The sequence below is a fragment of the Chryseobacterium sp. UYP7 genome (assembly GCF_056279225.1).
On record NZ_JBWBQW010000004.1, the window covers coordinates 69,274 to 83,194 of the forward strand.

12 protein-coding genes and 1 pseudogene are annotated in these 13,921 nt (G+C 36.1%); 6 read left to right on the top strand and 7 right to left on the bottom strand.

Features of this window, described 5'->3' with window-relative positions; all coding sequences use genetic code 11:
* Nucleotides 1-86 precede the first annotated feature (86 nt).
* From dapA to ACZ9HT_RS09700, 3 genes and pseudogenes are all read left to right on the top strand, one after another.
* Complete coding sequence (dapA, locus tag ACZ9HT_RS09690) at nucleotides 87-959, top strand: 4-hydroxy-tetrahydrodipicolinate synthase (RefSeq protein WP_476040285.1); 873 nt, start codon at nucleotides 87-89, stop codon at nucleotides 957-959.
* 134 nt (nucleotides 960-1,093) lie between these two features.
* Entirely contained in the window at nucleotides 1,094-1,348 is a 255-nt protein-coding gene (locus ACZ9HT_RS09695; protein WP_476040286.1) for a type II toxin-antitoxin system Phd/YefM family antitoxin, read from the top strand.
* A gap of 1 nt (nucleotide 1,349) precedes the next feature.
* Nucleotides 1,350-1,606: pseudogene (locus ACZ9HT_RS09700) on the top strand (Txe/YoeB family addiction module toxin).
* An 8-nt stretch (nucleotides 1,607-1,614) separates the two neighbouring features.
* On the opposite strand, the gene ACZ9HT_RS09705 reads toward ACZ9HT_RS09700, so the two are convergent.
* The 3 genes from ACZ9HT_RS09705 to ACZ9HT_RS09715 all read right to left on the bottom strand — a co-directional run bounded on the left by ACZ9HT_RS09705 (nucleotide 1,615) and on the right by ACZ9HT_RS09715 (nucleotide 4,354).
* Entirely contained in the window at nucleotides 1,615-2,331 is a 717-nt protein-coding gene (locus ACZ9HT_RS09705; RefSeq protein WP_476040287.1) for an ABC transporter substrate-binding protein, read from the bottom strand.
* 47 nt (nucleotides 2,332-2,378) lie between these two features.
* A complete protein-coding gene (gene mgtE / locus ACZ9HT_RS09710; protein WP_476040288.1) occupies nucleotides 2,379-3,698 on the bottom strand; it encodes a magnesium transporter in 1,320 nt (439 codons plus the stop codon).
* Between the two features lie 98 nt (nucleotides 3,699-3,796).
* Nucleotides 3,797-4,354: a pyruvate decarboxylase gene (locus tag ACZ9HT_RS09715; protein ID WP_476040289.1), complete on the bottom strand. Its 558-nt coding sequence runs from the start codon at nucleotides 4,352-4,354 to the stop codon at nucleotides 3,797-3,799.
* Between the two features lie 175 nt (nucleotides 4,355-4,529).
* On the opposite strand from ACZ9HT_RS09715, the gene rpsO reads away from it, so the two are divergent.
* Entirely contained in the window at nucleotides 4,530-4,799 is a 270-nt protein-coding gene (gene rpsO, locus ACZ9HT_RS09720) for a 30S ribosomal protein S15 (protein WP_476040290.1), read from the top strand.
* A 263-nt stretch (nucleotides 4,800-5,062) separates the two neighbouring features.
* Here rpsO and ACZ9HT_RS09725 read toward each other — a convergent pair whose 3' ends face one another.
* Nucleotides 5,063-5,305 carry a GlsB/YeaQ/YmgE family stress response membrane protein gene (locus ACZ9HT_RS09725; protein ID WP_476040291.1) on the bottom strand — a complete coding sequence of 81 codons (243 nt, stop codon included), beginning with the start codon at nucleotides 5,303-5,305 and terminating at the stop codon, nucleotides 5,063-5,065.
* Between the two features lie 363 nt (nucleotides 5,306-5,668).
* On the opposite strand from ACZ9HT_RS09725, the gene ACZ9HT_RS09730 reads away from it, so the two are divergent.
* A complete protein-coding gene (locus ACZ9HT_RS09730; RefSeq protein ID WP_476040292.1) occupies nucleotides 5,669-7,969 on the top strand; it encodes a polyribonucleotide nucleotidyltransferase in 2,301 nt (766 codons plus the stop codon).
* A 96-nt stretch (nucleotides 7,970-8,065) separates the two neighbouring features.
* Here the strand turns inward: ACZ9HT_RS09730 and ACZ9HT_RS09735 are convergent, their stop codons facing one another.
* Complete coding sequence (locus ACZ9HT_RS09735; RefSeq protein ID WP_476040293.1) at nucleotides 8,066-8,776, bottom strand: hypothetical protein; 711 nt, start codon at nucleotides 8,774-8,776, stop codon at nucleotides 8,066-8,068.
* Nucleotides 8,777-8,976: 200 nt separating this feature from the next.
* Here ACZ9HT_RS09735 and ACZ9HT_RS09740 point away from each other — a divergent pair, with 200 nt between their 5' ends.
* Nucleotides 8,977-10,335 carry an acyl-CoA dehydrogenase family protein gene (locus ACZ9HT_RS09740; protein WP_476040294.1) on the top strand — a complete coding sequence of 453 codons (1,359 nt, stop codon included), beginning with the start codon at nucleotides 8,977-8,979 and terminating at the stop codon, nucleotides 10,333-10,335.
* Between the two features lie 260 nt (nucleotides 10,336-10,595).
* On the opposite strand, the gene ACZ9HT_RS09745 is transcribed toward ACZ9HT_RS09740, so the two are convergent.
* Together ACZ9HT_RS09745 and ACZ9HT_RS09750 are read right to left on the bottom strand one after the other, a co-directional pair.
* Entirely contained in the window at nucleotides 10,596-11,342 is a 747-nt protein-coding gene (locus tag ACZ9HT_RS09745) for an Abi family protein (protein ID WP_476040295.1), read from the bottom strand.
* Between the two features lie 148 nt (nucleotides 11,343-11,490).
* Nucleotides 11,491-13,866, bottom strand: a complete 2,376-nt coding sequence (locus ACZ9HT_RS09750; protein WP_476040296.1) for a hypothetical protein — start codon at nucleotides 13,864-13,866, stop codon at nucleotides 11,491-11,493.
* Nucleotides 13,867-13,921: the final 55 nt, after the last annotated feature.

Below are 13,921 nucleotides of genomic sequence, written 5' to 3' on the forward strand. Positions count from 1 at the left end.
TATAAAGATATGAATATAAACTTAGGTTTTTTTTTAACAAATTCTTACTTTAAATTTTGTAATTTTGAAACATTAATTTTATAAGAATGAGCATTTTAAAAGGAGTTGGTGTCGCTTTAGTAACGCCGTTTAACGAAGATCTATCCGTTGATTTTGATTCATTAACCAAACTGGTCGATTACAATATTGAAAACGGAACTAATTATTTGGTGGTTTTAGGGACTACAGCAGAAGTTGCAACCCTTTCTGCAGAAGAAAAATCACAGGTCGTTGATCATATTGTAAAGGTTAATAACAATCGTGTTCCCTTGGTTTTAGGAATTGGTGGCAACAACACGATGGAAGTTAAAAAACAGATCGAAGAAACCGATCTTTCAGCTTTTGAAGCAATTCTTTCCGTGTCGCCATATTACAACAGACCCAATCAGGAAGGGCTCTACCAACATTATAAAGTCTTGGCCGGAACCGGTAAAAAAATTATTATTTACAATGTTCCTTCGCGAACTGGACAAAACATTGAAGCTTCAACCACTTTAAGATTGGCGAGTGAATTTCCGAATTTGATGATGATCAAGGAAGCAGCGCCAAACATTCTGCAATATTTCGATATTTTACGTCAGAAACCGGAGCATTTTAATTTAGTTTCCGGTGACGATGAATTTACACTTCCAGTAACTTTAGCTGGTGGAAACGGTGTTATTTCGGTGATTGGACAAGGTTATCCTAAAGAATTTTCGACAATGGTTCAACTGGCTTTTGAAGGGAAAGTTAAAGAAGCCTACGAAATTCACAATAAATTAGTAGAAATTACGCGTATGATTTTTGCAGAAGGAAATCCGGCCGGAATTAAAACAATTTTAGCTGAAAGAGGGATTCTGAAAAATTATTTACGATTACCTTTAGTTGTAGCCAGTGAAGGATTGCAGGAGAAAATCAGGTCAGAAATGAAGAAAATATAAATCTTCTAATTCTCTTAAGACAAAAGGATTTTCATATGAAAATCCTTTTTTTGCGTTTCAAACCATTTTAAAAATAAAATTAGACTTTGAATTTACATTGTACGTTTATCTGTACAAATTAAAGTACAAAAAAGATGGTTGTTGCAAGTATTTCCGATTTCAGAAAAGATATAAAATCTTATTTAGATCGCGTATCAAAAAATTTCGAAACTTTAGTGATCAATCGGGGAAAAGATGCTGGGATTGTAGTAATGTCTCTGCAGGAGTATAATTCTTTAATGGCAACAAATCAGGAATTATCTTCTCGAACTAACGAATTGAGGTTAGATTCAGCAATTTTGAAACTAAAAAATAACAATACTTTCCCGAAAGATTTAATCGAAGATTAAGATGAAATATATTTTTGTGGATGAATCTTGGGAAGATTATTTATACTGGCAAAAAACCGATAAAAAAAATTGAAGAGAATTAATGATTTATTGAAAGATATCTCAAGAAATCCATTTGATGTAATTGGGAAGCCAGAACCTTTAAAACACAAATATTCGGGATTTTGGTCTAGAAGAATAGATGATGAACATCGGTTAATCTACAAATTTTCAGAAGGCGAAATTCAAATTGCAAAGTGTAGATTTCATTACAATTAAGTCCTGAACTACCTCAAAAAACTACTCAAATACTCCTGTACTTTCACCAGATGCGTTCCATACCAGGAAAAAGCCTCACCATCAACCAACATTATTTTTTGATTCGGAAGTTCTTTTTGAAGTTCCTCAATATGTTTTTGCTGGAAAGGAAAAGGTTCCGTAGACAAGAAAATATAATCTGCTTTTTTCATTTCATCAACAGAGATTTCGGGATATCTTCTTTGATCTTCAAACAGATTTTGGAAACCTAATTTCATAATAATTTCATGAATAAAGGTATCGGAGCCGACGGTCATGTAAGGGTTTTTCCAGATTAAATAGGCGACTTTTTTTGGTTCATTTGTTTCTTTAAAATTGAAAATCGTACTAATTTGATTATTAAATTTTTCAGCAAGTTCTTCCTTATTTAAAAGCGCTCCCAGTTCTGTGAGAAAACTTTTATTGTCTTCTAACGTTTCTATATCTGTTACCCAAACTTTAAAATCCCTCATTAATTCTTCAACTTGAGATTTATCGTTCTCTTCCTTGTTCGCAATAATTAAATCCGGCTTTAAAGCTTTTATTTTAGAAAGATTCAGATTTTTTGTTCCGCCGATAACTTCAACATTTTTGACCAGATCTTGCGGATGAATACAGAATTTAGTTCTGCCGATCACCTCTTTATCTGTCAAACCAAAGTCGAACAGTGTTTCGGTAATACTTGGAACTAGAGAGATAATTTTCATGAATTTAAGAAAGAATTTTAAATCAGTGAATTCAATTTAAAGATAAGTTACAGCAGTCTTCCACTCAGGAAAAAACCTGCAATGGTAAAGTAAATGATCAATCCGGTAACATCGACCAAAGTCGCTACAAATGGCGCGGAAGAAGTTGCCGGATCCAGTTTCAGACGTTTTAATACAAACGGAATCATCGACCCAGAAAGCGTACCCCAAAGTACGATCAACACCAAAGAAAATGAAATACTTAAAGCAATATACATCCAATATTCGCCATAATTGAATAAACCGGTTTTTTGCCACACCATAATTCTTACAAAGCCGATTGCTCCTAATATTCCACCCAGACATAATCCCGACACAATCTCTTTACGCATCACGTACCACCAGTCTTTCAGCGTGATTTCCTGTAAAGCCATGGCGCGAATAATTAAGGTTGCTGCCTGAGATCCGGAATTTCCGCCACTCGAAATAATTAAAGGAACAAATAAGGCGAGAACGACAGCTTTCTCAATTTCATGCTCGAAAAAAGCCATTGCAGAAGCGGTTAACATTTCAGAAAAGAAAAGGATCACCAGCCAGGTTGCGCGCTTTTTGATCATTTCTGTCCAGGAAGTTTGAATATAAGGAAGATCCAGGGCATCCAATCCCCCGAATTTCTGAATATCTTCCGTATTCTGGGATTCAATTTGATCTAAAATATCATCAATGGTGACAATTCCGACCAAAACTCCAGCTTCTGTAATAATTGGAATTGCGGTTCTGTCATATTTTTCAAAAAACTGCACAGCGTCTTCTTTGGAAGTTGTAGTAGTAATCGCAACAAAATGATTGTCGGTCAATTCAGAGATCAAGGTATCTTCTTCTGCCAAAAGCAAGGATCCAAGCGCAATATCATCGATGAGTTTATTTCGTTCATCAACCACATAAAGATGGTTCATGGTCTCCATCTTTTTACCCACTTTCTTTATTTGCTGCAGACATTTTTGAACCGTCCACTCTTTTCGAATCTGAATATAATACGGAGTCATTAAACGGGCAATCGAATCCACGTCGTAACCCAAAAGTTTCAGCGCAATTCGCCTTTCTTTCGGATTTAGAAGGTTGATAGAAGATTTGATCAATTCATCCGGAAAATCCTCGAACAAAGCTGTTCTATCATCGGGAGTCATGGCATTTAGAATCTCCGAGACTTCTTCGCTGCCAATACTTCTTATCGTTTCCTCCTGAAAATCAGGATCAAGATGCGAAAAAACATCAGCTTTGTATTGTTTCGGAACTTTCAAAAACGCCAAAAGACGCTCATCAGCGTGAAGATCGCTGAGCGTTTCTGCAATATCTGCGGGATTAAAAACCAGTTCTTTACTATGCATTAACTCCTTTTTTAAGAATTGCAAAATTAACTCAAAAACTCAAGAGTAACGAAGAAATAGGAGAAATTTAGATTGGACTGATAATGGAATCAGAAAATTTAGAGGATCATTTTAGATTTGGCGAGTGCTTTTGCCATATTATTCATGGCACCTTCCGTCCCAATTTTTATGGAATTTTCTGCAGAACCTAAAATCCGGGCATTTTTACGGAATGTATCATAATCACTTCGAGTAACCATTTCGCCGGTAGAATCGAACATTTTTAAACTTACAATGACCTGATTTGAGAAAATATACTTACCCAACCCTACTTTAAAATATTTTACTTTTGGTACAATGGCAAACTGCGCATTATTGTTTCTGCAAAATTCCTTGATTGATTCAACATCTACAGAATCAAAAGAAATATTAGAATCTACGCGAAGCATTTTGTAGTTGCGAAAGTGATTATTTTTCTGGGAAACTGCGGCATAAAAAGCAGAGTACGTTGGTTCTTTGATTTCTTCAATATCAGGAAAAACCTCTGGATTAAAATAGAGGATATTGCGATTTTTAGAATCTTTGGTTAAAGGTGAATTTTGAGCACTTGCTGACTGACAAGCAGTTAGAAATACGAAAGTTAGTAAAGTAAAGCCCAAAAAATAGAAATTTTTCATTATTTTGTGTTGTTGCAAAAATACTGCCATTCTGCGGATCCGCAATGATAATTTTAAGAAATAATTAACATTTAACTCGTTCCCTTTTTAACTGTGTTTGATTATTGCTTTTTAGATAGAGAAAATAGTTGTACTTTTGCACCCATTACATAATAATCATTAAAATAATATTGGAATGTACCTAACAACTGACACGAAGAAAGAGATCTTCGCAAAACATGGAAAGTCTAACGCAGACACAGGAAGCGCAGAAGGACAAGTAGCCCTTTTCACTTTCAGAATCAACCACCTTTCAGGTCACCTGAAGAAAAACCACAAAGATTACGCAACTGAGAGATCACTGGTACTTTTGGTAGGTAAAAGAAAAGCACTTTTAGATTATCTTAAAAAGAAAGATATTAATCGTTACAGAGCTATTATTGCAGAATTAGGATTAAGAAAATAATCTTTTTCGCGATAGAAAAATTAAAACCGCTTCATTTGGAGCGGTTTTTTCGTTTCTACATTAAAGAAGAACACCAGTATAAAATGTAATTAGTTTCGGGAGAAATTAGAATGAATTCAGACTAGTAATCTAAATTTTTAAAATAGTTTTTAAAATCATTTACGTTTATATTGATGGTTAATTTCTAATCTCTCATTTTTGGAAAAAGAAAAAAGGCAACTCAAAATGAATTGCCTTTTAATAGTTAAAGAGTAAAGCTCTAATTATACTTTCCCCCTGGTAAACAGATTAATGATCGCCAGTAAAACGATTGCACCAATTGTTCCGGTTAAAATCTCTCCCAAAACGCCTTCGCCCAGTCTTCCACCTAATAACCAGTAACCAATAAAACCACCGACGATACCAACTACAATGTTTCCGATCAATCCAAGACTTCCGCCTTTAAAAATTAGTGATCCTAAGTAACCTGCAATTGCACCGATAATTAATGTCCATAAAATTCCCATAATGTTAAATTTTTAAGTTAGTAAATTTTTAATATTATTTTTGGAATCCAATTTTGTGCCGAAAATGTGCAGATAAATCTTTTTCCTTAAACATATCGTATATACAAGTTTTTAAAGTTTTGAAAAAGAACTATTTAAGTTTCAAATCTGTTTAGCCATTTTTTAGGTGGATGGTTTTCATTTTAATACTAAAATAAACGATATCTAACAGACTATCGCTGAAAATCTAAATCTGCTCCTCTTTATTTCTTCCATTAAACAGCGAATTTCGCTCTACACAAAATTCCTTATCTTTACACCCGTAAAACAAGTTTATACATTAACCGCAATCAATACGGATTGCACAGAAGAAACAAACAATTTATGAATGCTCCACAAGCAATTATTGAAAAATTTCAATTAAAAGACGGGCGTGAAATCACGCTTGAAACAGGAAAATTGGCAAAACAAGCCGATGGTTCTGTAGTAGTAACATGTGGCGGAACAATGCTTTTAGCAACTGTTGTAGCCAGCAAAGAAGCCAAAGAAGGTGTAGATTTTCTACCCTTAACAGTAGATTACAGAGAAAAATTCTACGCAGGCGGAAAAATCCCCGGGAACTTTTTTAGAAGAGAAGCAAGACCTTCAGACGAAGAAATCCTAACAATGAGATTGGTTGACCGCGTTTTGCGTCCACTTTTCCCTGCAGATTTTCACGCAGAAGTTCAGGTGATGATCTCTTTGATCTCTTATGATAAAGAAGTAATGCCGGAAACTCTTGCAGGTTTAGCAGCATCTGCAGCGATCGCAATTTCAGATATTCCTTTTAACGGACCAATGTCGGAAGTAAGAGTCGTAAGAATCGACGGACAATTATCTACCAATCCAAGCATGGAAAACGCAGCGAAAGCTGATCTTGACATGATGGTTGGAGGAACTAAAGATTCTATCGTAATGGTAGAAGGCGAAATGAAAGAAATTTCTGAGCAGGAAATGATCGAAGCCATTAAATATGCGCACGAAGAAATTAAAGTTCAGGTAGAAGCTCAGGAACGTTTAGCAGCAAGAGTAGAATCAAGCAAAATTAAAAGAGAATATTCCCACGAAAATCACGACGAAGATATTCGCAAGAAAGTTTGGGAAGAAACTTATGATAAAGTATATGCAGTAGCAACTTCACCTTCTGCAAAAGAAGAAAGAAGCGAAAACTTCAAAGCCGTTTTGGTTGACTTTTTAGCCCAATATTCTGAAGAAGAATTAGAAACTGTAAAACCATTTGCAAAAGTTTACTACCACGATGTAGAAAAAGAAGCAATGCGTCAAATGGTCTTGAATGAAGGCGTTCGTTTAGATGGAAGAACTCCTTCTACGATCCGTCCGATCTGGTCAGAAGTTGATTATCTTCCGGGAGCTCACGGTTCTGCAGTGTTTACAAGAGGGGAAACTCAATCGTTGACCGCAGTGACTTTAGGTTCTGTAAAAGATGCAAACATGGTTGATACCGTTGCAATCAATTATGATCAAAAATTCTTTTTACACTACAATTTCCCACCATTCTCTACAGGTGAAGCAAGACCTTTGAGAGGAACTTCAAGAAGAGAAGTTGGTCACGGAAACTTAGCGCAAAGAGCTTTGGCAAATATGATACCAACAGAAAATCCTTACACCATCCGTATCGTTTCTGATATTTTAGAATCTAATGGTTCATCATCTATGGCAACGGTTTGCGCCGGAACTTTAGCATTGATGGATGCAGGTGTTCAAATTACAAGACCGGTTTCCGGAATTGCAATGGGATTAATTACAGATCCAAAATCTGGAAAATTCACGGTTCTTTCTGATATCTTAGGAGATGAAGATCACTTAGGTGATATGGATTTCAAAGTAACTGGAACCGAAAGAGGAATTACTGCTTGTCAAATGGACATCAAAGTTGAAGGATTAACCATGGATATTATGGAATCTGCTTTACTTCAATCGAAAGAAGGAAGATTGCATATACTTGGAGAAATGATGAAAACATTAGATGCACCAAGAACAGACGTAAAACCTCACGCACCGAAAATGGAAGTATTGGAGATCTCCAAAGACTTTATCGGCGCGATTATTGGACCTGGTGGAAAAATCATTCAGCAAATGCAGAAAGATTTCGAAACCGTTATCGCGATCGAAGAAATTGGTGAAATTGGAAGAATCGAAATTTCCGGTGTTTCCAGAGAAAATATCAACAGAACTATTGCAGCGATCAACGAAATTTGTTTCGTACCTGTTGTAGGCGAAGTTTACAACGGAAAAGTCGTGAAAGTAATGGATTTCGGCGCGTTCGTAGCGATTGCAAAAGGAACTGAAGGTTTACTTCACATCTCAGAAATAGAATGGGCACGTTTGGACAAAGTTCCTTACAACGAAGGCGATATGGTAGAAGTGAAATTCATGGGTTACGATGACCGTAAGAAAATGAAACTTTCAAGAAAAGTTCTTTTAGATCGACCGGCTCGTGAAGAAAGACCACAAGGTGATCGTCCGCAATACAATAATGACAGACCGAGAGAAGATCGTCCACAAGGCGACAGACCTCAGAGAAGAGATGATCGTCCGCAGCATGGAAACGACAGACCTCAACAAAATAGAGAAGACCGACCTCAAAATAATGAAGGTCAAAATCCTGAAAATAATCAGGGATAAAAATAGAACCACCTCAATTTGAGGTGGTTTTTTTATGTTCTGCAAGCTGCTGCAAATTTTTCAAATAGTTTTTATTAAAAGTAAATCGCGGTCAGATCATCGCCAACGTTTAATTAAAATCTTTAAGATATCATATCTCGAGTGAGGCCAATTGTACGAACCTTTTAACAACCACGAAATCCCAAACGGCAGTAAAGTGGTGGATTCAAAAAGTAAGGTAGAATAAGGAAAATCTAATTCCTTAAAAATCGAAAGAAAGGCAATTGCCAGAATGCTGAAAATCATAACGTAAGCACATATTCGATAGATTCGATTGCGTCTCCTACTCTTTTCATTGAATCCTTCATTTCTTTCAGGCCGGGGAAATACTACATAGCAAAATATCGCAAAGCAAATAAAAAGTACGGTCGCAAAACTATAGTGAAGGATTTTACTTATTTCCGAAGTCTCCGCTGAAATCGGAATACTGATAAATTTTGAACCGATGAAACCTTTTGCGTTCGTCGGAAATAGAGCAACTCCTGCTGCACAAAATCCCGCAATATTGGCCAACCAGTTCTCTAGTCGAAAGTTCCCTTTATACGTAATTAGAAATGTTGATAGCGCCGCTAACGTTCCTATAAAAATGGTATGGGAAAAACTGTAGTAATAATGACTGAGCGAAGGTTGAAGTCGCCCTCCGAACAGAATCAAAGCAAAGGGCAATAGAATTCCGAGGATGCCAATTAATTGCCTCAGTAAGAAATAAGAAATCGTGGTTGAATCATTTCTTTCAGTTCTTAATTCTTTAACAGTAGGAATTTCCATGGAGATTTGTTTAAGGTCGGCTCCGCAAATATCGTTTTTTACGCAGCATTTCGTCAGGGTGTTTTTACGGTTTATGGTCAAAATACTTTACGCAACATTATTGAGGAAGACAGATCGGCTTTGTTTAAACTCTTTATGAATTGAAGTTTCAGGAGTTTTCTTCCGAACTTTTTTTGTATCTTTTTTTAAAATTAAAATCGATGTCAAACCTATTTTCCAAAGTCAGAAACGCTATTGAAATATTCAAATCAATTGATTTGGATGAACTCTCCAAAATATCCGGGAAAGTAGACCTTCCAAAAATGATGGAAGGTTTTTCTAAAATGAATGATAAGCAGATCAAAATGCTCATGCGTGCGATCGATCCTGAAAAAAAGAAAAAAGATCTTCCACCCGTTGATGGCGATTTCTACGATGTTTTCGAAACGTTGACGCCGGAACAGAAAGAGATTCAACTCAAAGTTCGCACTTTTATGGAAACCGAAGTCAAACCTTTGGTGAATGATCATTGGCTGCACGATTCCTTTCCTTTTGAAATTATTGAAAAGTTTAAAAAACTGAATGTCTGCGGCGTGACTTACGAAGGTTACGGTTGTCCTGGCCTACCCTTTTTAATGGAAGGTGTTTTAGCCATGGAAATGGCACGAGTTGATGCATCAATCGCGACGTTCTTTGGCGTACAATCCGGACTTTCCATGGGCTCCATTTATCTGTGTGGATCAGAAGCACAAAAACAAAAATGGTTGCCTGCAATGCAGAATTTTGATAAGATCGGCGCCTTTGGTTTAACAGAACCGGAAGTCGGTTCCGGCGCAGCAGGAGGTTTAACCACGACTTGTAAAAAAACACCGGAAGGATATATTCTGAACGGTCAGAAAAAATGGATCGGCAACGCCACGTTCGCGGATGTCATTATTATCTGGGCCAGAAGTTTGGATGATGGCGAAGTAAAAGGTTTTATCTTAGAAAAAGACAATCCCGGCTTTAAGGTCGAAAAAATTAAAGGAAAAATGGCGCTTCGAATTGTTCAAAACGGTTTGATCACTTTAACCGACTGTTTTATTTCTGACGAAAACAAATTGGAACACGCCAATTCTTTCAAAGACACCGGAAATGTTCTGCGCATGACCAGAGCCGGCGTGGCTTGGATGGCGACGGGTTGTGCGAGAGGTGCGTACGAAAGTGCTTTAGCCTACACCAAAACGCGCGAACAGTTTGGTAAACCCATTGCGTCTTTCCAGATGATACAGGGACATTTGGTAGAAATGCTTTCTAATTTGACGGCGATGCAAACCATGGTTTTTCGTCTCTCCGAAATGCAGGACGAAGGGATTTTAAAAGACGAACACGCGTCTCTCGCCAAAGTGTTCTGCACCATGCGAACCCGCGATATTGTTTCCCGCGCCCGCGAAGTTCTGGGTGGCAACGGTATTTTACTGGAATACGACGTCGCCAGATTTGTCGCCGATGCCGAAGCCATTTATTCCTACGAAGGCACGAAGGAAATTAATTCTTTGATTGTTGGTAGAAGTATTACGGGTTTTAGTGCGTTTGTTTAGAAGCAATTTTATTTTCACCTCCATAAAAAACCCGAAGCATTTTGCAATGTTCGGGTTCAGATATCCTTATTTTAGAGTGCTCGGAAATAGTTTTATATATGACGGGGCACTTTCTACTGCAAATTTAAAAAAAAATCGTTATAAATCAAACTTTATTTTATCTTTTATCATTCTATTAACCAAAACTTTAGATTTCCCTTCTTCAAATATTGCTTTCAAATCGTCCCCTAATTCGTCTGCTCTATTTGTGGATACTTTGCTTAAAATAAAAAGCAACAATCGAATAGAAGCATTAAGGTTTGTTGAATTTCGATTTTTAATTTTATATTTTTCACTCCAAATTCCTTTAATTCAACTGGTTGATTGAAGTCAAACAACACTGCATTGTGAGAACAAATATTTCTAATATTTATTAATGAAATAAAGTAGTTGTAGATTAAGGAAACATCGCGAGAACCATAAATACTTGCAATTTTTTTCTTTAATTCTTCATTTTTTAAATTATTGTAGAATGTAAATGTTTGTCCAAAAGTAAAAAACTCAAACACTTTCCATGCTGGCGCAAATGCGTCTTTTGGATATTTCGTGTGATGTTTGAACAGTGTGTTATTATTCGTTTTTAATTTATCATAAATATTATTAAATTTTAAAAGTATATTATCTTTCACAATTGTGGGATCTGAATACCAAGTATTATTTGCTTTATAAAGATTAGAAGCGTGATAGACCAATTGCGTGCGGAAATGAACTTCGATTCTATAGATATACCGCAAAAGCAACATTTTGATATCAAAATCAAAATAATAAAGATCTATAATGTCATCTAAACTGATATCTTCTTCAAAATTATGAGTAAGAGGATCCTGAAAATAATAAAAATAGAAGCCCAACCTGTAATAGCCAATATCCAGCAAAATTTCCATTGCTTTTTCGTCATCATTTATGACTAAACCCCTTTCTTTTAGAATTTTTAATTGATCTTCGACAGTTGTTGCAATATTCCCCATATTTTGCTAAAGTATTTTTTGATATTTTTTTTCTCAAGTTTTTGCACATTTTAAAATTAAACTAGTACTATTTCTTAATGCGTAAAGTGATAGTTGAATATTTTATCCTCTACCGCAATTATATTTTGTACCCTGTAAACTATTTTCTTTATGCTTTCAAAAATCCCAATTCATAAACCATAGGTTGAAGTTTTTCACTTAAAGATTTATACGCCGTTTCAAAGTTTTTAAAACTCACGGGAGGGAAATCGCCGCTTGAATTTCTGGCTTGGATGGCTTTTCTTATTTGATACCAACCAACATCGGGGCGGTTTAGTTTCAATTCATCTCTTACGCTTCGTACATCGGTGTGATCAAAGTAGGCTTTCCACAATATTTTTCCTTCTTCTAAAACTGCTTTTGCTTCCGCAGAAAAAGTTTTATCACTCATATATTGCACCATGAAATCTGATTCGAAACGATCGGGTGCGTTGACTTCCTCTTCGGTGAAAGGAATAAAGTGATTCACGATGCTCCACTTTTTATCGTTCCATTCTAAATCATTTGCACTTGCGGTAAGATTGCTTCCATTAAAAAGCATCCATATTAAACAGTCGGTTTTAAATTCTTCGGTGAGTTCTTCGGTGGGTTGTAGAAATTGGTCGCGGTCGTTGAGCCAAGTCTGTTTGATAATAAGACGAACTGTAAAAATAACTGCAACTTTTTCAATATTTTCTACATTAACATAAAATGCTCCTGGACTACTATACCCAGATGATAAAAGTGCTGTAAGATTTGCATTTTGAAGATCGCTAGCATGCGCATATAGAGAGCCAATCGCATTGTCAGACCAAAATCTTCCTCTAATATCACGTGTTTTCGTTGCTGGAGATATCGCGTTTTTAAGAGGTAAAGATTCTATTTTATTTGACTTAGGTCTTAAAACCCATTTTGTCAAAAGGACATTTGTGTTAGAACTAAAAAAAGTCTTCTCACCAATAGGGTTTACTTTTTTGTCAAGCACTTCAGTAATAATTTCAGTAATAATATCCTTCGGATTTAGCGATGTTTTCCATATGAGAAAACCAATTGGAAATTTTCCTTTTAGACCGTCAAATACTTTACTGTCTACAACAAATCCACCCAAATACTTTGAATGCCAAATTGTTCTAAATTCCTCAAAATTTGGTGCTGAAACATATTTTAATTTGCTAAATATTGCAACTGTGGCTATTGGAATTTCTTTTTTAATTCTTGCTAGGAACTGAGTGAATAATTCTCTTTTTGCAAATCCATAATCATCCATAAATGACGCGAATTTCGTAGTTGCAACACCTTCTTTATTTCCACTTTCAACGCCACTTCCAGATTCCGCATAAGGCGGATTAATCAATACCAAAATTTTCTTTTTATCGGCAATGGCTTTTCGTAAATCTTCGGGGATTTTATTGGTCAAGGAATAATCAATTGTTCCATCATCGGCAATATCATCATTCAAATAATCGTATTGAAATCTTTGGGCGGCAACGCAGGTTTTGGTGGCTTTCATCACATCAATATCAGCTTCATCCAGCGTGCTCATGTAAATATTTCGGTGGTTGCTGTGTTTCACTTCCAGATTTCCTACGCCACAACACATGTCCCAAACGATATAGTCTTTTTGCCAATTGTTGCCCAAGGTTTCCGTCAATTTATCATAAGCTTTATCTACAACCGCCAAAGGCGTGTAAAAAGCTCCTTTGAAACTGCGTTCATCCAAAGGAATTAAACTGTCTCGTCTTTCTAATAAATAATTGCGGTATTCTGCTTTTGGCGGTCGGTGATAAATTGCCCAGAATTGTCTGTATCCATCTTTGTTTCCGAGTTCATAATTTTTACCACCCAGAGAAAAAACGGGCGCATTGTTTTTGTGTAAGAGTTCTGCGGGTAAATTTTCGTGCGTGGAAATAGTACCATCACTCATAATATCTGCAAAAAATAAAAGGGCATAATCTTCTTCGGCAACGCCATTTATTTCTCGCCCAATCATGAGAACCCATTTATCAAAAACCTGTTTTAAATTATCGGGCGTAATTTGCGTCCGAATAATATCACCATTAATAATGGCATTTTTGATGGTAGAAATAAATTCTTCTTCATGCGTTTCTATTTTAAAGGAAACAAAATAAGTCCCAATATAGGCGGAAACCGCATCCAAAGCTTCAGGTGTATAACCGCTCGCAGATTTTCCCCATTTGATGGTTTTCTTTTCCAGAAACGGAAGCACATCTGCAGTTTTCATGATGGCGGCTTTGTGCGTATCAATCACACACAAAAAGGGCGGAATATAATGACCTTTGTTCAAAGCATCCTGTACATAATGCATTAATTGCGTGAACATGGCGTACGTGGAATTTTTGCCGGAATCTTTTGCTTCAAACCAAATTTCTTTCGTTTGAATGTCGATGAGATTTTTAGAATATCCTTTTAAACCGAGTGCTTTTATATAAGCATCCTTTACATCTTCTTCGCTTTTTGCAAGTTTTAGTTTCTGGTGTAATGTCATGTAGAAAAGATTTGTCTTAAGGTGGCAATGTTCAAATATACTTAAAATTTAGCCG